Source organism: Vibrio sp. YIC-376 (genome assembly GCF_052353105.1).
Taxonomy (GTDB): domain Bacteria; phylum Pseudomonadota; class Gammaproteobacteria; order Enterobacterales; family Vibrionaceae; genus Vibrio.
On the sequence record NZ_JBBWFK010000007.1, the window covers coordinates 101364 to 119462 of the forward strand.

Consider the following 18099-nt stretch of genomic DNA (forward strand, 5'->3'; position numbering starts at 1 on the left):
TTATTTTAAGGCTTTAATTACGTCTTCAGAGATATTGTATTCTGGCTTAGCAAATTGAAGCATAGAGCTATCAATAACTAGATCGTAACCTTTGTTCGCAGCGACTTTTGCCACAGCGTCTTGAATCGTTTTAAACAGTTTCGCTTTTTCTTCCGCTTCACGACGAGCGCTTGCTTTGTCTAAAGCCTGAGCTTTCACTTTGTATTCACTGTCTAGTTTTGCAATATCGATACGTAGTTTTTCAACTTCGTCTTGACTTAAAAGCTCACCATCACGTTGTAGCTTCTCGATTTTCGTCTTAGCCTGAGCTTGAATTTTCTTAAGTTCATCGGCTTTACCTTTAAAGTCTTTCTGCATTTTTTGCAAAACAACTTCACGCTGAGGAAGTGCTTGGAAAACTTGAGCCGTGTTTACGTAAGCAATTTTTTGAGCAGCTTCTGCAGCATTTGCAAACATTGATGAGCCAAGTACTAGAAGGCCAATCCCAGCCGCTTTAATCATTTTATTCAAAATATTATCCTCATTAGAAGGTTCGACCGATAGTGAACGTGAAGAATTCTTCATCATCGCCATCATATTTCTTAACTGGTTTCGCTAGTGAGAAAACTAGTGGCCCCATTGGAGACATCCATTGCAACGCCGCACCGTAAGAAGAGCGATAGTTGGTTGGATCTGAGTAATCGTAGTAGTAACGATCACCATATTCCGCACCTGAGCTGCGGTAGTCAAATTCTGTATCCCAAACACTCGCCATATCGAAGAAGATACTGGTTCGAATTTGGCTACGAACTTCATCCGAGACAAACGGCGTCGGAACAATAAGTTCGAGGCTAGCTAAGGCGACAGCGTTACCGCCAACAGCATCATCTGTTGCCGTATCAGCACCATTGTTTGAGCCCGAATAATCGCGGTAAACCGCTTTCGGGCCTACTGAGTTAGAGCCGAAACCACGAAGTGATGTAAAGCCACCCGCGTAGTAGTTTTCGTAGAATGGCAACAAGTTGTCATGGCCATCTGTTTCGCCATATCCGTTCCCGTAACCTAAGCGGCCACGGAACAAGAGTGTGAACTCATGCTTTTCAGTAAGGGGAACGTATTGACGAACATCATACTGCATTTTGAAGTACTGAACGTCAGAGCCCGGTACGGTCATCTTGTAGGAGGCACGTTGATGGTTACCTGCTGTCGGGAAATAACCGCGGTTTAGATTGTTACGCGTCCAGGAAATATTGATGTCGAAGTCGTTGGTATTCAAAGAACCATTAGAATCGATATTGTCCGCTTGAGCACGTAAGAACTGTTCAACCTGTAGGTATGGCGACAAGTTGCCAATCTTGTTGTGAGTGTAACCAATGCCGAATTCAAAACGGTTTAATTCGTCGAAAGGGAAACCCCATGTCAAGTTAGCACCGTAACTTTGGTTGGTATAGTCAACGATACCCGCTTCAGATGCTTCAAACTCATCGTAGAAGATCTTACCACCCAAACTAACACCATCCAGGTTCCAGTAAGGGTCACGATAATCCAAGCTGATGTTCTTTTGGTAGTCGTTCATCATTGCGTTAATACCGACGCGATTACCACTACCCAAGAAGTTGTCCTGTTGTAAACCTACCTGGAAGCTAACACCTGATTCAGTACCATAGCCAACACCAAAGTTCACGCTACCTGAGTTTGCTTCTTTTACTGTGTAAACTAGGTCTACTTGGTCATCACTGCCAGGTACACGAACCGTTTGCACTTCGACATTCTCAAAGTAACCAAGACGATTCAGACGGGTTTTACCAGTTTCAATCGACTTCGAGTTTAACCAGCTGCCTTCCATCTGACGCATTTCACGACGAAGTACTTCATCTTTTGTCGAGTTGTTACCCGTAAAACGAATATCTCGAACGTAAATTCGGTTGCCCGGATCAACGTTAACCACTAACGATACTTGTTTGTTTTCATCGTCAAATTCAGGAATGGTGTTTACCTGTGGGTACGCATAACCAGACTCGCCCAGCACACGCTTAATACCCTCTTCCATTGACGTTACAAGCGAACCGTTGTAGGTCTCATTGCTCTTGAATGGCACCATGCTTTCGAACGTATCTTGTTCACCAACAAGCTCACCGCGGAATTTTACGTCCTTTACGGTATATACCTCACCCTCTTCTAAGCCAAGAGTAATATATACCCCTTTCTTGTCAGGCGAGATTGCGACTTGTGTTGAATCAACGTTAAATTTCAGGTAGCCACGATCCAGATAAAAAGATTTCAGCGCTTCGATATCACCAGCAAGTACTTGCTTTTGGTATTTTTCATCAGCAAGGAAGTTCCACCAAGGCACATCAACATTCAAGTTAAAGCGGGACAAGAGCTCTTCGTCCGAAAAGACTTCATTACCGATAAAGTTGATTTGCTGAATTTTTGCCGACACACCTTCGGTGAAGACAAACTTCAGATCAGAACGGTTACGAGGCAATGGCGTGACTACCGCTTTTACTGTCGCGTTGTATTTACCAACACTGTAGTAAAAGTCCTCCAAGCCTTTTTCGATGTTACTCAGAGTAGTACGGTCAAGCGCTTCACCTTCACGCACGCCTGATGCGTTCAGGTTTTCTTGTAGCTGCTCGTCCTTGATTGCTTTGTTACCTGAAAATGAGATGCTTGCAATTGTCGGGCGTTCTTTTACTTGAACAACAAGAACGTCGCCATCTCGCTTCACTCTCACATCTTCAAAGTTACCAGATGCGTACAGTGCGCGAATAATCTCTGCTACATCGCCTTGGCCAATGGTATCACCGACACGTACAGGCATTTTCAGCAACGCAGCACCCAATGCAACACGCTGCAATCCATCGATTTCAATATCTTGAACTACGAAGTTCTCTGCCCCATTTGCAGATACACTGGTCGCCAGTAAACTTGCAAATAGAATTCGCTTAATCGCCATATTTGTTCTAATTATTCCTTGCTACTGCTTTGTCTCTGAACTATCACAGACGAGTAAAATCATTAAATAGCGCTAACGCCATGAGCGAGAAGATTATCGCACCACCAATTCGGTATCCCATTTCCTGTATTCTTTCTGGAACAGGACGTCGAATAACTGCTTCAATTGCAAAAAACAACAAATGGCCACCGTCCAACATTGGTAAAGGTACGAGGTTAATAATACCTAGGTTAACACTAATTAAAGCGAGAAAACCTAAAAAATACACCAGACCATAATCTGCTGTCGCCCCAGCCCCTTTCGCAATTGAAATAGGTCCACTTAGATTGTTCAGACCAACATCCCCTACAATCAGTTTCTTAAGCATACTAACTGTAAGTCCAACCACTTGTCCTGTTTTATCAATCGCTTTGCCAATTGATTCGAATACACCAAACTGTAATTCGAAGCGATAACTTTCTGGCCATTCTGCGACTTCAGGTGCGATACCTGCAAAGCCAATAACCTGTTTGTTAGCCAGCTCACGACTGTCAGGGGTCAAGGTCAATGACTGGTGGTAACCGTCGCGCAAAACGGTCAATTGTAACGGTGTATTAGGGTTCGTGCGTATCGCCTCTACTACCTCATCCCAAACCGTTACCGCTTTGTCCTCAATAGCGACAATCTCGTCTCCAGGTAATACTCCGGCTTTTTCAGCAGCACCACCTTCCGTAACCTGCTGAATGACCATGTAGATTTCCGGAGTATACGGTTCAAAACCAAGTGAGTGCATCGCGGACTCAGTTTCCGGATCGAATTTCCAATCACGAAGGTCGAGCGTTTTGGTCACTTCAGAGCCGATTTCATCGTTTGATGCCACGGTTACCGTCATCAAATCATCACCAATGTGAGAAATCAATCCCATATTGACAGATTCCCAGTCCGGAGTTTTGATACCAGAGATTGCTTTTAGTTCCATCCCCGATTCAATTCCTGCTTCAGCAATGATCGAGTTGGGCGTAATTTCACCAATTACAGGCTTTACAGCAGGTACACCAATGAGGAAAACCAGCCAGTAAGCGAAGATAGCAAATAAGAAGTTAAATACAGGACCTGCAGCGACAATAGAAGTACGTTTCCAAAGTGGCTTTTGATCGAAGGCTAAATGTTTTTCATGTTGTGGAACATCATCAACACGGCTGTCCACCATTTTGACGTACCCACCAAGAGGGATCATAGAGATGCTGTACTCGGTTCCATCTTGGCCCATCTTGCTCCAGATGGGCTTACCAAAACCGATTGAAAATTTTTCAACTTTTACGCCACAGCGGCGAGCTACCCAAAAGTGGCCAAACTCGTGCACGGCAACAAGAATGCCAAGAGCAACAATAAAAGAAACGAGATTCCACAAAATACCAGTCATTAGCCACGCTCGCGTATGAATTCAAGGGCGATAGTTCTAGCCATTCTATCTAGCTCTAACAAGCTTTCCAAGCTATTAACATTCTCAGCTCTGCAGCTTGCAGTGATTTTATTCAATACAGATGCATTGATGCGAGCTATATCTGTAAAACCAAGCCTGTTATTTAAGAATGCATCAACAGCGACTTCATTGGCAGCATTTAATGTTGTTGTCGCATGTTGACCTTCATAACATGCTTCAATCGCTAACTTCAAGCATGGGTATCTTTCAAAATCAGGCTGCAAGAATGTCAACTCACCAACTTGTGTAAAGTCCAATGGCTTAACCCCTGCATCAACGCGAGATGGATAGGACATGGTCAGCGCAATCGGCGTTGCCATATCAGGCTCCCCCATTTGAGCTAAAACAGAACCATCACGATACTGCACCATTGAATGAATAACAGACTGTGGATGAATAATCACCTTTAGCTGCTCGCGAGAGGCATTAAAAAGCCACTTCGCTTCTATGTATTCAAGACCTTTATTCATCATCGTCGCAGAATCGACTGAAATTTTTGGCCCCATAGACCAGTTGGGATGCGCGATAGCCTGTGCTGGGGTGACATTGGCCAGTTCAGCAATGTCTGTGTAACGGAATGGACCACCAGACCCTGTCAGCAGGATATGGTTAATTCCATGCTCATCAAGATTGCATCGACCTAAACTGGTTTGAACTTGCTGTGGCAAACACTGAAAAATAGCATTGTGCTCGCTATCAACAGGAAGCAACTCTGCACCATGTTCTTTAACCGCATCAATAAACAGCTGTCCTGACATCACTAACGCTTCTTTGTTTGCCAGCAACACTCGCTTACCTGCTTTAACCGCCGCCATCGTCGGCAGCAAACCCGCAGCGCCAACAATTGCCGCCATTACGCTATCTACTTCTTCTAATGAAGCCACATGACAAAGGGCATCAACGCCACCTAGCACTTCTGTGTTTGGTGAAATGGTGCGGATTTCAGATTGCAGAGCTACAGCCGCCGTCTTATCCGCCATGACAGCGTATTTAGGTTGCCATTGGCGACAAAGTGAGACCATTTTTTCTACGTTAGTGCTTGCCGCTAATGCGACCACAGAAAACAGCTCTGGGTTTTGTTCAACCACTTTTAATGTGCTTGCACCGATTGAGCCTGTTGCACCAAGAATCGTTAACTTTTGCATGATGTAAGACCGTTAGAAAAATTCAGGAGCGATAAAACCGCTCCCGATAAATTAGAATACGTAGTAAAGAAGAGCAAAAACGGGGAATGCAGCGGTTAGGCTATCAATGCGATCAAGCACACCACCGTGTCCTGGAATGATATTGCTGCTATCTTTAATGCCTGAGACGCGCTTGAACATACTTTCAACCAAATCACCAAGCACGGAAATTACAACTGTAATTAACGTAATTATCACCATATGAATAGGGCTAGTGAATTGGATATCAAACCAATCTGCGAATAACCAACCGACAATAAGTGCAGTGATAATACCGCCAATCAGGCCTTCAATGGTTTTATTTGGACTTACGTGTGGTGCCATTTTTCGCTTACCCATACTTTTACCCGCAAAGTAAGCGCCACTGTCAGCAGCCCATACCAAGAAACAAACGAAAAGTACCAGCTTTGCGCCGTGGTATGGATCTACCGTAATGTCTGAGGCTCGCAGAATAATGACGCTCCACAGAAAAGGAAGTAATGTCAGAAAACCGAAAACGTGTCGTAAGACAAGGTTACTCTGCCAAGACTTTGTGGTACGCGGATAAGTAATGGCCATGAAACTGGCGATAATCCACCATACAAACCCCAAACCCAACATAACAAAATGAGGCATCGTCAGTTGATTGAGGCTGTTTGCATCAGGTGCAATATATAAAAAGCTAAGTCCGGTCACAATGACTGCAGGAATTAGGGCAGCAATGCGTGAACGACTTTCTGTGAACTGAGTCCACTCCCAAAATCCCAACAGTGTTATCGCTGTCAATGCGATGATAAATCCCATCAGGGGTAATTTAAAAATGCCTAAAATAACCAGGGGAGCTAAAATTAGTGCTGTTATTATTCTCTGTTTCAAACTAACTAGTCCTTATTGAGCAGCCATTAATGCCTTTATTTGTTCACCAGTGCAACCAAAACGGCGCTCTCGGTTGATAAACCAGGTAACCGCTTCGACCAAACTGTCTTCATCGAAATCTGGCCAGTATTCTGGTGTAAAGTACATCTCAGCATATGCCATCTGCCACAACATAAAGTTGCTAATGCGACACTCACCACTCGTGCGAATCAGAAGATCCACTTCAGGTAAATCTGCCATGGTCAAATGCTCAGTGATTAACTGCTCATTTATATCCTCTACACGTATTTCACCATTACGTGCTTTTTGTGCTAATGCTTTTGTTGCTTGCATGATGTCCCACTTGCCGCCGTAATTCGCGGCAATGTTGATCACCATACCCGTATTTTCTGCCGTTAACTTTTCCGCTTCTACAATTTTCCTTTGTAGACGCTCACTAAATCGGCTGGTATCTCCGATTACTCGTAACTGTAAGTTGTTTTTGTGTAGCTTTTTGACTTCACTTGATAAAACTGAGATAAACAGCTCCATCAAAAGACCAACTTCTTCCTCTGGACGACGCCAATTTTCGCTACTAAAAGCAAATAACGTCATGGCTTTGATGCCTAGTCTTGAAGCCGCAGCAACCGTTTTACGAACTGCAGTTACGCCTTTTTTATGACCAAATACACGAGGTTTTCCTTGGGACTTAGCCCAACGACCATTACCGTCCATTATGATGGCAATATGTTTGGGAAGGGAGTCAGAGAAGGCTTGAGAATTTTGCATAGGGAGTTAATTGAGTTCCATCAGTTGGACAGACTAACATAAAAAAACGCTGAACTGTGAGCACAGCGTTTTCCAACAGTGATGTAGGTGGGAGTATTAAACTTCCATCAACTCTTTTTCTTTAGCAGCAAGAACATCGTCGATCTTCTTAACAGCTAAGTCAGTCAGTTTTTGGATCTCATCTTGTGCTTTACGATCTTCATCTTCAGAGATTTCTTTATCTTTTAGAAGAGCTTTTAGATCGTTATTTGCGTCACGACGGATGTTGCGTACTGCAACACGGCCACCTTCAGCTTCACCACGAACAATCTTAACTAGGTCTTTACGACGCTCTTCAGTTAGCGGTGGAAGTGGAACGCGAATGATAGTACCTGCTGACATCGGGTTTAGACCCAGATCAGACATCATGATCGCTTTTTCAACTTTTTGAGTCAGTTCTTTGTCGAAAACAGTGATTGCTAGAGTACGTGCATCTTCAGCAACAACGTTTGCTACCTGGTTTAGAGGAGTAGAAGCACCGTAGTACTCTACAGAAATACCAGAAAGCAGGCTTGGGTGTGCACGACCAGTACGAACTTTAGAAAGGTTGTTCTTTAGCGCTTCAACGCTTTTGTCCATGCGCTCTTGCGCGTCTTTTTTGATTTCGTTAATCACGGTTTCACCTTAAAAATATCATCTTTCCTGAAGAAAGCTTAAAAGGGTTTAGCAAAGCTAAACACCATCCAAGGTTTCTTGGATGGTGCCTAGGATTATGCGTTAGAGCTGATCAGAGTACCTTCAGCTTCACCCATAACCACGCGGCGTAGTGCGCCTGGTTTATTCATGTTAAATACACGGATTGGCATTTTGTGATCACGAGCAAGTGTGAACGCTGCCAAATCCATTACTTTCAGCTCTTTATCCAGAACTTCTGCGTAAGATAGCTTATCATACAGCTCTGCGTCTGGGTTTGCTACTGGGTCAGCAGTAAATACACCATCAACCTTAGTTGCTTTTAGAACTACGTCAGCTTCAATTTCAATACCACGCAGACACGCTGCAGAATCTGTCGTAAAGAATGGATTACCTGTACCTGCAGCAAAAATAACTACACGGCTTTGACGAAGTTCACGGATCGCATCAGCCCAATTATAGTCGTCACAAACACCTTTTAGCGGAATTGCAGACATAACACGTGCATTTACATAAGCACGGTGAAGTGCGTCACGCATCGCAAGGCCATTCATTACCGTTGCAAGCATACCCATGTGGTCACCCACTACACGGTTCATGCCAGCTTCTGCAAGACCTGCACCACGGAACAGGTTACCGCCACCGATAACTACACCAACCTGAACACCCAATTCAACAAGTTCTTTAACTTCTTGAGCCATACGATCTAGGATCGCAGGATCAATACCAAAACCGTCTTCACCTTGAAGAGCTTCACCACTCAGTTTTAATAGAATACGTTGATACGCTGGTTTAGGGTTCGTAGTCATGGAGTTTACCTTAAAAAGAGAGTTGTTGATTAACAGTCATGGATACACTTAACATTTAATAAGCGCATTCATCACGGCTAATCACGAGCTGCTCATAAAAAGACCGCAGCCTTGGCTACGGTCTAATATTTGCACGCTTCTCTAAGGATTAACCTTTTTGAGCTAGTGCTACTTCTTCAGCGAAGCTTAGGCCAGCTGCTTTCTCGATACCTTCACCAACTTCTAGGCGAACGAATGTAGCAACTGAAGCACCTTTTTCTTTTAGCATTTCGCCAACAGATTTCTTAGGTTCCATGATGAACGCTTGACCAGTCAGAGAAACTTCGCCAGTGAATTTCTTCATACGGCCTTCAACCATTTTCTCTGCGATTTCTTTTGGCTTGCCTTCGTTCATAGCGATTTCAACTTGAACTTCACGCTCTTTAGCAACTACGTCTGCAGGTACGTCTTCTGGGTTTACGTACTCTGGACGAGAAGCAGCAACGTGCATTGCTACGTGCTTAAGAGTTTCTGCGTCGCCTTCACCAGCAACAACTACACCGATTTTCTCACCGTGACGGTAAGAAGCGATAGCAGTGCCTACAACGTATTGTACGCGACGGATAGTGATGTTCTCACCGATCTTAGCAACTAGATTTACGCGAGCTTCTTCGAATTGAGCTTGTAGCTCTTCAACAGATGCTTTAGATGCTAGAGCTGCAGCTGCAACTTCTTCTGCAAATGCAGCGAAGTTACCATCTTTAGCAACGAAGTCAGTTTGGCAGTTAACTTCAAGAAGAACAGCTACACCGTTTTCTTCTTTGATGATGATTGCGCCTTCAGCTGCAACGTTACCAGCTTTCTTAGCTGCTTTCGCTGCGCCTGACTTACGCATGTTTTCAATTGCTAGTTCGATATCAGCGTTTGCTTCTACAAGCGCTTTCTTACATTCCATCATGCCAGCGCCAGTGCGCTCGCGAAGTTCTTTAACTAGAGCAGCAGTTACAGTTGCCATTCTCTATTCCTCGTTTGATTCGAAATAAGGTAAAAAACAGGGGCCTACATTGTCGGCCCCCGTTGCTAACTATAACTCAGTCTATGCTACAACAAGGTTTCACATAAACTAAGTGTGACACAGAGCCGCTATTATTCAGCTTCTACGAAACCGTCTTTTTCAGCAACTACTGCAACGTCTTTGTTGCGACCTTCAGTTACTGCAGATGCAGCAGCGTTTAGGTATAGTTGAACTGCGCGGATCGCGTCGTCGTTACCTGGGATGATGTAGTCAACGCCGTCTGGGTTAGAGTTAGTATCTACCACAGCGTATACTGGAATACCTAGGTTGTTAGCTTCTTTAATTGCAATGTGTTCGTGATCAGCGTCGATTACGAATAGAGCGTCTGGTAGGCCGCCCATATCTTTGATACCACCAAGAGATTTCTCTAGCTTCTCCATTTCACGAGTACGCATTAGAGCTTCTTTCTTAGTTAGTTTGTCAAAAGTACCGTCTTGAGATTGAACCTCAAGCTCTTTTAGACGCTTGATTGACTGACGAACAGTTTTGTAGTTTGTTAGCATACCGCCTAACCAGCGGTTGTTAACGTAGTACTGGTTGCTTGCGATCGCAGCTTCTTTAACAGATTCAGATGCAGCACGCTTAGTACCTACGAAAAGAACTTTACCTTTTTTCTCGCCAACTTTAGCAAGCTCAGCTAGAGCTTCGTTGAACATAGGTACAGTTTTTTCTAGGTTGATGATGTGAACGCGGTTACGAGCACCAAAGATGAATGGCTTCATTTTTGGGTTCCAGTAACGAGTTTGGTGACCGAAGTGAACACCAGCTTTCAGCATATCGCGCATTGATACAGTTGCCATATTAAAATCCTCTATGGGGTTAGGCCTCCACATCCCCCATAACTCCGACCAAGCTTCTGCCCAGCACCCCGGAATATGTGACGGAATGTGTGTGATTTAAAGATAAAAAAGTTATTCGGATGACGCCTGCTTCGCCGCTTAGCTTTCACTAAACAAAGAGAACAGTCCTCTATTCCGGCGCGCTTTATATCATATTTTAGCTCACTCTGGCTAGTAAAAATTATTTCTTCACCGAGTCAATCCACCCTATTTGAAGGTACAACTGTGTATATAAGAATGACTCATATTCTTAACTGGCTTGGGTTCATCGACAGATGTCTGTTAGAATGCGACCATTCGCACGTTTACGTGCTTACGAATAAGTAGAGAAAGCCAATGTCAATCAAGATTAAAACTGCTGAAGAAATCGAACGCATGCGCATTGCGGGCAAGCTGGCCGCAGAAGTTCTAGAAATGATCGAACCGTACATCAAGGTCGGCGTAACGACAGAAGAATTAAACAAAATCTGTCATGAATACGCTCTAGAAAAAGGCGCGTACTCTGCACCGCTTGATTACCATGGATACCCTAAATCGATTTGTACCTCTATCAACCACATCGTTTGTCACGGCATCCCGGCTGAAGAAGACGAAATTGGTAGCAACGGCCAACTAAAACCAGCCGTACTGAAAGATGGTGACATCATTAACGTCGACATTACAGTGATCATCCCTAACGATGAAAACGCTGACTTGAGCGTTCGCCCTCAAGGTTACCACGGTGATACTTCGAAGATGTTCCTGGTTGGAGAGGTATCTCCTGCCAATAAACGTCTGTGTATGGTAACGCAAGAAGCACTTTACGTAGGCATGCGCCAGGTTAAGCCAGGTGCTACGGTTGGTGATATCGGTACAGCAATTGAGAAGTACATAAAAGAAAACAACAAGAACAATCCTCGTAACAAGTTCTCTATTGTGAAAGATTTTTGTGGTCACGGCATTGGTGATGAGTTCCACGAAGAACCACAAGTGGTTCACTACAAGAACAAAGACCGCCGCGCACTGAAAGAAGGTATGTGTTTCACTATCGAGCCAATGATCAACGCTGGTAAATTTGGTTGTAGTGTTGATGCACAAGACGACTGGACGGTATACACAGGCGATGGCAAAAATTCAGCTCAGTATGAGCACACCATTGTGGTGACGAAAGATGGTTGTGAAGTTCTGACACTTCGCAGCGATGATACCATTCCACGCTTGATGAAAAACGCGTAATAACACATTTCTACACTATCCCCGCTCATGCGGGGATATTTTTTATCTGCGTCAAATTTGTTAGATTGCTAATAGTTTTAGCTTGCACGGATAGCAATATGTCACTTCAGTCACCAATTACGTTTACCGATGAACAAATCAACATCGGTGAACTCAAACAAGAGCTGGAAAAATTTGGCTCTGAACAGAAACAAGAATTTTTAAATCACCATCCTGTGACAAGTCTGGTTCTCGCCCGAGCGGAATACATGGACTTGCTACTTAAGCGTTTATGGCAACATTTTGGCTTCAATGACATTTACAATATTTCATTGGTCGCTGTAGGTGGCTATGGTCGTGGAGAGCTTCATCCATTATCAGACATTGATATTCTCATCTTGTCGAATAATAAATTACCGAATGCACTGGAAGCTAAAATCAGTGAATTCATCACCCTTTTGTGGGATCTCAAGCTTGAAGTAGGACATTCCGTTCGTACCGTTAACGAATGTGCTGAAATTGGCCGCGATGATCTTACCGTTGCAACTAACCTGCAAGAAGCCCGCCTGTTGTGCGGTAGCGAAGATACGTTCCAGGCACTAAAAAAAGTGGTCTTGTCCGATTCCTTCTGGCCAAGTGAGACTTTTTATCGTGCCAAAATACAAGAACAAAGAGAGCGTCATGCACGTTATCACGACACCACATACAATCTGGAACCTGATATCAAGTCTACCCCCGGCGGGCTAAGAGACATTCATACTTTAAGCTGGGTAGCTCGCCGCCATTTTGGTGCGACATCATTGCTTGAGATGAGCCGCTATGGATTTTTAACTGATGCGGAATACCGTGAACTGGTTGAGTGTCAGGATTTCTTATGGCGCGTACGCTTTGCACTTCATTTAGAGCTTCGCCGCTACGACAACCGTCTGACTTTCGCCCATCAGGCCCAGGTTGCAGAAAGCCTCGGCTATGTCGGAGAAGGCAACCGCGGTGTAGAAATGATGATGAAGGAGTTTTATCGTACCCTGCGCCGCGTAGCCGAGTTGAATAAAATGCTCCTCAAGCTGTTTGATCAGGCCATCATCAATGGCGGTATCACTGAAAATGCCGAAATTCTTGATGCTGACTTTCAACGCCGGGGTTCACTCATCGAAGCTCGTAAACCAGCACTGTTTCAGGCACGGCCAGAAACGATTCTCGACATGTTTCTGCACATTGCTAATGACTCGACCATAGATGGTGTGAGTCCTCCAACTCTGCGTCAATTGCGAACTGCTCGCCGCCGCTTGAACAAGTTTCTGCACACTATTCCTGAGGCCCGGGAAAAGTTCATGGCGTTATGTCGTCATCCAAATGCACTACATAAAGCATTTAGTCTGATGCACAAACTCGGTGTAATGGCAGCCTATCTGCCGCAATGGAGTCAGATAGTCGGCCAGATGCAGTTCGATCTTTTTCACGCCTATACCGTGGATGAGCACAGTATCCGATTACTCAAGCACATTCATACATTTAACGATCCGGCTAATCACAGTAAACACCCTATTTGCTGTGATATATACCCGCGACTGCAAAAGAAAGAGTTACTGATCATTGCCGCGATTTTCCATGATATCGGCAAAGGCAGAGGTGGCGACCACTCAATTATTGGCGAAGGTGAGGCCTACGATTTCTGTATCGAGCATGGGTTGTCAAAGCCAGAAGCAAAATTAGTGAGTTGGTTGGTAAGACACCACTTGCTGATGTCAGTGACGGCTCAACGAAGAGACATTTACGATCCCGATGTCATTACTGAGTTCGCTAAACAGGTTCGCGATGAAGAATCGCTGGAATATTTGGTTTGCCTCACGGTCGCAGACATTTGCGCAACTAACCCAGAATTATGGAACGCCTGGAAACGCACCCTTTTGGCTGAGCTTTTCTATTCGACTCAGCGAGCGCTCCGTCGCGGGCTAGAAAACCCGGTAGATGTTCGAGAGCGCATTCGACATAACCAGCAAATGGCTTCTGCACTGTTACGCAAAGAAGGGTTTTCTGCTCGAGAGATTGAAGTACTCTGGCAACGATTTAAAGCCGACTACTTCTTACGTCATACTCACACCCAGATAGCCTGGCATTGTGGCCACTTGCTGCGGATGGAAGATCCGAGCAAGCCGTTGGTGCTAATAAGCAAAAGGGCGACTCGTGGTGGTACTGAAGTCTTCGTTTACAGCAAAGATCAACCTGCGTTATTTGCGACGGTTGTTGCAGAGCTTGACCGACGTAACTTTAACGTCCATGACGCGCAAATCATGTCGAGCAAAGATGGGCATGTCATCGATACGTTTATCGTTCTCGATCAGCACGGCGAAGCGATAGATGAGTCTCGGCATGCTGCTGTTATCAAACATTTGGCTCACGTGTTAGAAGACGGCCGACCGACGAAAATTAAAACCCGTCGCACGCCAAACAAACTGCAACACTTCAATGTGAAAACTAAAGTGGACTTCTTACCGACCAAGGGTAAAAAACATACCTTAATGGAGTTTGTTGCGTTAGACACGCCGGGATTGCTGGCTAAAGTCGGCCGAACTTTTGCTGATTTGAGTATCAACCTTCACGGCGCGAAGATCACTACCATTGGTGAGCGCGCAGAAGACTTATTTATTCTGACCAGCGGCACTGGAAAAAGGCTGACTGAAGAGCAACAAAATGAGCTACGTGAGAAGCTCATAGAGACTTTATCTGACGCGCTAACCGATTAGCTACCCACTAGAGTTTACTGTGGGCAAGAACGATAGCGATCTTGCCCACAAGTTAAGCAATTTGACTAAATATCAGCTATCTAGCTCGTTCCTAGGCTGCTACAGTTAGTACTGATATCATTTCAGTATACAGAGGTAGCCTATGTTTCCACACCTCACTGGTTTGGGCATTCAAGATCCAAAACAGATTGAACGTTATTCCCTTCGCCAAGAGGCACATAAAGATGTGCTAAAAATCTATTTCCACAAACAGAAAGGCGAACTCTTCGCTAAAAGTGTCAAATTTAAATACCCACGCCAAATTAAAAACGTACTAGTGGACAGTGGCACTCACAGATATAAAGAAGTCACAGAAATTAATCGAAATCTTACTTTAGTCATTGATGAACTTAATAAAATAACTAAGCCAACGAGAGTGACAGAAGTCGATATTAAAGAGAAAATCCTGTCTGACCTTCGCCATCTAGAAAAAGTAGTGTCCAGTAAAATAGCAGAGATAGAAGCTGATCTCGAAAAGCTCAAATAGTATTGAGCAACAACGAAGTAACAAGGGGGTTGGTAATGGTACCAGCCCCCTTTTAAGTTACATCACTTACACGTGAATAACGCTTCATCCCAATCAAACCGATCAAACAGTTGTTGCCAGGTCTCATCAATATTCGCTCTCAGCACGATCTCTTCGTTAGTGTATGGATGCACGAAACGAAGCTCGGTTGCGTGCAAGAGCAAACGGTGTGAATCAAATTCAATACGATAAAGCTTGTTATGCTTACCATCACCGTGCGAAGTATCGCCCACGATGGGATGACGAAGGTGTGCCATGTGGCGGCGAAGCTGATGCTTACGCCCAGTCTTTGGTTTCATTTCCATTAAACAATATCGAGTGGTTGGAAATTTACCCGTAGAGTACGGTACTTCCACTTTCGCCAGCGGCTTGTAGGCGGTTACCGCTTCTTGCGCTTCTTTTTCTTGCGAAGCGAACTTATCCGCGATCTTGTCCAGTTCGACTTTCAGTGCGTAATCTAAAACGCCCTCTTCCTCAATCCAGCCGCGCACGATGGCATGATAAGTTTTCTCCATCTTGTGCTCAGCAAACATCGGCATCACCTGAGAAGCGACCTCACTTGAAAGGGCAAACACCAAAACTCCCGAGGTTGGCCGATCTAAACGGTGCAAGGGAAAAACATGCTGACCAATCTGATCGCGCAGCGTTTGCATGACAAATTGGGTTTCGTGTTTGTCTAACCAGCTTCGATGCACCAGCATACCTGCTGGCTTGTTCACTGCCACAAAATATTCATCTCGATAAACGATCTCTAATTCCACTGGAGCTACAACTTGTGATGTTTCTTGTTCTGACATTGAGGTTACTTACATAGTTCGTCGATAGTTCGGATGGTTATCAGTAGCTCAGCATATTGCGGCTCTTGTTTCCATGCTTCTGAAAAATAAGGTTCAATAGAAAAGCCACTTGGCAACGGCTGGTTGCTCTCCACCAATGCACGCATTCTGGCAATAAATATCCACTGTAACCATTCATGTGGATGGAGGGTATCAATCGCGAAAGGCTCTACACTTTGCAATGCGGTAGTAGATGGCATCGTTTGCTGCCAAAGCTCATGTTGTTTTAGCTGAGCTTCAAGTTGGTGAAGTAATTCCACCAGTTTTGTGCTTTTGGTCATTAACTTTTACATCTCGAACCTTGAATTAGCCAAGAATGATACCATTTCTTGTGAAAAGAACGTTAGGACGTCGTATTTAATGGAAAACATTCAGACTCTCACCCAATTGCTCAACAACAGTAATTGCGACTATCAAATCTTCGACCTCGGTCGTCGCATCAAAACCATAGACCCAAAAGTATTTGCCAATGTCGAAAGAGGCCAATGCCCTTACCCGTATCCGATGCAGCGCAAAGCACATTTAGCTATTGCCTACTGGAATGAGCAAAAGCAACCTTGGATTTGGTTTTTAAAGTTCGAGTTGGATGAACGAGGCCTGTTAAAACAATCCGATATTGGTAACTTCATTAAATACGTCGTTGAAGCCATGGGCACCCGCCTGAGTGACGATATGTCTGAAGAGCAGCAACAAAAGCTCTCTAATAACCCATATACCTTCAAACCTTCTGAAGACAAAATGGCAGTATTCCATAGCCAGATTCGTTCAAATTTGGACTTACCAACCAGTCAGTATTACGAACACACACAACACTATTTCTCTGGTGGCCTTGGTTGGGAAAACTGGCAGACAGTTGGCCTGCAAGGCATAACCGATATGGCAGCCCGATTGGGTAAAGAGCAAAACGCTGTCACTCTGCGTAAGGCTCTTAATCATCTTCCAAACGAGCCAATGTACGCGCTGCTAGGCGCTTTAGAACACGTTGACTTACAAGATCGTCTGGCTGAACGCATTGCAGAAAAAGCGCAACAAGAGATTGATAGTAGCGAGCCCGATCTCTTCCTATTATCTGCGTTAACTCGAGCGCTGGCTGGCGCACCAACTGAAATATCACTGCCAATATTAAAAGCGATATTACAAAGTCCGCGCCTCAGTCACCAGGAGGTACTCATCGGGATAGCTGGCCGTGCATGGCATCTGTTAGCAGATGCGGATATTGCTGAGCAGTTTTTGCTTCGACTTGCACAAACAGGAGACCAAACTCTGTTTAATCAATTATTTGCCGATTTGGTTATGCTGCCGGAACTCAGAATGGTATTGCTACCGTTACTGCACTCCAGCCCATCTGAAGAGTTGGCTCTTGCACTAGTCAAATTGCAGCAAGCAACAAAAGGTTGATAAAGGATGATTGGAGATCTTCTGGCAATACTGGGACTGTGCTTCTTCTGTTTTCTATTTTGGCAACAGCGACGTCAATCTGAACTAGCCAAAGCAGCGATAACACGCAAATGTGAACAGTTGGATCTCCAATTGGTGAGCATCGCTTTCGGGGCCCATAAACTCAAAACGCCAGATGGGCTCTGGCGTTGGCATACTGTGTATCAGTTTGAGTTTTCATCCCTTGGCGACGATTGTTATCAAGGGGAATTAACAATGATCGGGTTCAGGCCGCAGAGCTTTCACCTACCACCTCATCGTTTATAAAGACCATTTCAAAGTAAGGGCCATATAAGTCCTTACTTTCTTTCATCTTAACGAAACCTAACTTTTCCAATACGGCTAATGAGGCGTAATGCCCACTATTCACGTTAGCGGTCACTCTTTGCAACCCGAGCTCCCGACAAGCTTTAGGGAAAAACGCGGTTAGAGCTTCGGTAGCCAACCCTTTTCCCCAATAAGATTTATCGAAAATAAACCCAAGTTCAGGTTCTGAATCGAGATGAGAAATAAAGATATGCCCCATGTAGTCACGAGTGGTACTTTCTAACACCGCTAGACTATAGATATTTTTGTTATCCAATATCTTATCAAATAACTGTTTGGCGGACGCCACTGTATGAGGACCGTTCATTTCGGCGCGATTTTTTGCGCAGCAATTAAGCATGACAAACTCTAGTTGCAACGACTCATCGTAGGGTAGAAGAAGCATTCTTCTGGTCACTATGGCCACATCTTTTCC

General features: G+C 44.5%; 18 protein-coding genes. 5 read left to right on the forward strand and 13 right to left on the reverse strand.

Annotated features, from left to right (window positions below):
* The 10 genes from WJM94_RS14580 to rpsB all read right to left on the reverse strand — a co-directional run bounded on the left by WJM94_RS14580 (position 1) and on the right by rpsB (position 10542).
* Entirely contained in the window at positions 1–510 is a 510-nt protein-coding gene (locus WJM94_RS14580) for an OmpH family outer membrane protein (protein WP_444494920.1), read from the reverse strand.
* 13 nt (positions 511–523) lie between these two features.
* On the reverse strand, positions 524–2938 hold the full coding sequence (gene bamA / locus WJM94_RS14585) for an outer membrane protein assembly factor BamA (RefSeq protein WP_444494921.1): 2415 nt from the start codon (positions 2936–2938) through the stop codon (positions 524–526).
* A gap of 43 nt (positions 2939–2981) precedes the next feature.
* Positions 2982–4340: a sigma E protease regulator RseP gene (gene rseP, locus WJM94_RS14590; protein ID WP_444494922.1), complete on the reverse strand. Its 1359-nt coding sequence runs from the start codon at positions 4338–4340 to the stop codon at positions 2982–2984.
* Positions 4340–5545: a 1-deoxy-D-xylulose-5-phosphate reductoisomerase gene (gene ispC, locus WJM94_RS14595; protein ID WP_444494923.1), complete on the reverse strand. Its 1206-nt coding sequence runs from the start codon at positions 5543–5545 to the stop codon at positions 4340–4342. Before ispC ends, rseP begins: the two co-directional genes overlap by 1 nt.
* Positions 5546–5596: 51 nt before the next feature.
* Positions 5597–6439, reverse strand: coding sequence for a phosphatidate cytidylyltransferase (locus WJM94_RS14600; protein ID WP_444494924.1), 843 nt, complete (start codon positions 6437–6439; stop codon positions 5597–5599).
* A 12-nt stretch (positions 6440–6451) separates the two neighbouring features.
* Complete coding sequence (locus WJM94_RS14605; RefSeq protein ID WP_444494925.1) at positions 6452–7207, reverse strand: isoprenyl transferase; 756 nt, start codon at positions 7205–7207, stop codon at positions 6452–6454.
* A gap of 96 nt (positions 7208–7303) precedes the next feature.
* Entirely contained in the window at positions 7304–7861 is a 558-nt protein-coding gene (gene frr / locus WJM94_RS14610; RefSeq protein WP_444494926.1) for a ribosome recycling factor, read from the reverse strand.
* 95 nt (positions 7862–7956) lie between these two features.
* Complete coding sequence (gene pyrH / locus WJM94_RS14615; protein WP_444494927.1) at positions 7957–8688, reverse strand: UMP kinase; 732 nt, start codon at positions 8686–8688, stop codon at positions 7957–7959.
* A 148-nt stretch (positions 8689–8836) separates the two neighbouring features.
* The gene (tsf, locus tag WJM94_RS14620) at positions 8837–9682 is read right to left on the reverse strand and encodes a translation elongation factor Ts (protein WP_444494928.1); all 846 of its coding nucleotides are present in this window, start codon (positions 9680–9682) and stop codon (positions 8837–8839) included.
* Between the two features lie 131 nt (positions 9683–9813).
* The gene (gene rpsB / locus WJM94_RS14625) at positions 9814–10542 is read right to left on the reverse strand and encodes a 30S ribosomal protein S2 (RefSeq protein WP_444494929.1); all 729 of its coding nucleotides are present in this window, start codon (positions 10540–10542) and stop codon (positions 9814–9816) included.
* A 375-nt stretch (positions 10543–10917) separates the two neighbouring features.
* On the opposite strand from rpsB, the gene map reads away from it, so the two are divergent.
* The 3 genes from map (at position 10918) to WJM94_RS14640 (ending at position 15045) form a co-directional block, all read left to right on the forward strand.
* Positions 10918–11796, forward strand: coding sequence for a type I methionyl aminopeptidase (map, locus tag WJM94_RS14630; RefSeq protein ID WP_444494930.1), 879 nt, complete (start codon positions 10918–10920; stop codon positions 11794–11796).
* Positions 11797–11894: 98 nt separating this feature from the next.
* Positions 11895–14519 carry a bifunctional uridylyltransferase/uridylyl-removing protein GlnD gene (gene glnD, locus WJM94_RS14635; RefSeq protein ID WP_444494931.1) on the forward strand — a complete coding sequence of 875 codons (2625 nt, stop codon included), beginning with the start codon at positions 11895–11897 and terminating at the stop codon, positions 14517–14519.
* 142 nt (positions 14520–14661) lie between these two features.
* Positions 14662–15045 carry a DUF3461 family protein gene (locus WJM94_RS14640; protein WP_444494932.1) on the forward strand — a complete coding sequence of 128 codons (384 nt, stop codon included), beginning with the start codon at positions 14662–14664 and terminating at the stop codon, positions 15043–15045.
* A 62-nt stretch (positions 15046–15107) separates the two neighbouring features.
* On the opposite strand, the gene truC is transcribed toward WJM94_RS14640, so the two are convergent.
* Positions 15108–15881: a tRNA pseudouridine(65) synthase TruC gene (gene truC / locus WJM94_RS14645; protein ID WP_444494933.1), complete on the reverse strand. Its 774-nt coding sequence runs from the start codon at positions 15879–15881 to the stop codon at positions 15108–15110.
* A gap of 5 nt (positions 15882–15886) precedes the next feature.
* A complete protein-coding gene (locus WJM94_RS14650) occupies positions 15887–16201 on the reverse strand; it encodes a YqcC family protein (RefSeq protein ID WP_444494934.1) in 315 nt (104 codons plus the stop codon).
* A gap of 79 nt (positions 16202–16280) precedes the next feature.
* On the opposite strand from WJM94_RS14650, the gene WJM94_RS14655 reads away from it, so the two are divergent.
* Together WJM94_RS14655 and WJM94_RS14660 are read left to right on the forward strand one after the other, a co-directional pair.
* Positions 16281–17318 carry a DUF3549 family protein gene (locus tag WJM94_RS14655; protein WP_444494935.1) on the forward strand — a complete coding sequence of 346 codons (1038 nt, stop codon included), beginning with the start codon at positions 16281–16283 and terminating at the stop codon, positions 17316–17318.
* A gap of 6 nt (positions 17319–17324) precedes the next feature.
* The gene (locus WJM94_RS14660; RefSeq protein WP_444494936.1) at positions 17325–17624 is read left to right on the forward strand and encodes a DUF3301 domain-containing protein; all 300 of its coding nucleotides are present in this window, start codon (positions 17325–17327) and stop codon (positions 17622–17624) included.
* On the opposite strand, the gene WJM94_RS14665 is transcribed toward WJM94_RS14660, so the two are convergent.
* On the reverse strand, positions 17584–18069 hold the full coding sequence (locus WJM94_RS14665) for a GNAT family N-acetyltransferase (RefSeq protein ID WP_444495114.1): 486 nt from the start codon (positions 18067–18069) through the stop codon (positions 17584–17586). The two genes, WJM94_RS14660 and WJM94_RS14665, sit on opposite strands and share 41 nt — an antisense overlap.
* Positions 18070–18099: the final 30 nt, after the last annotated feature.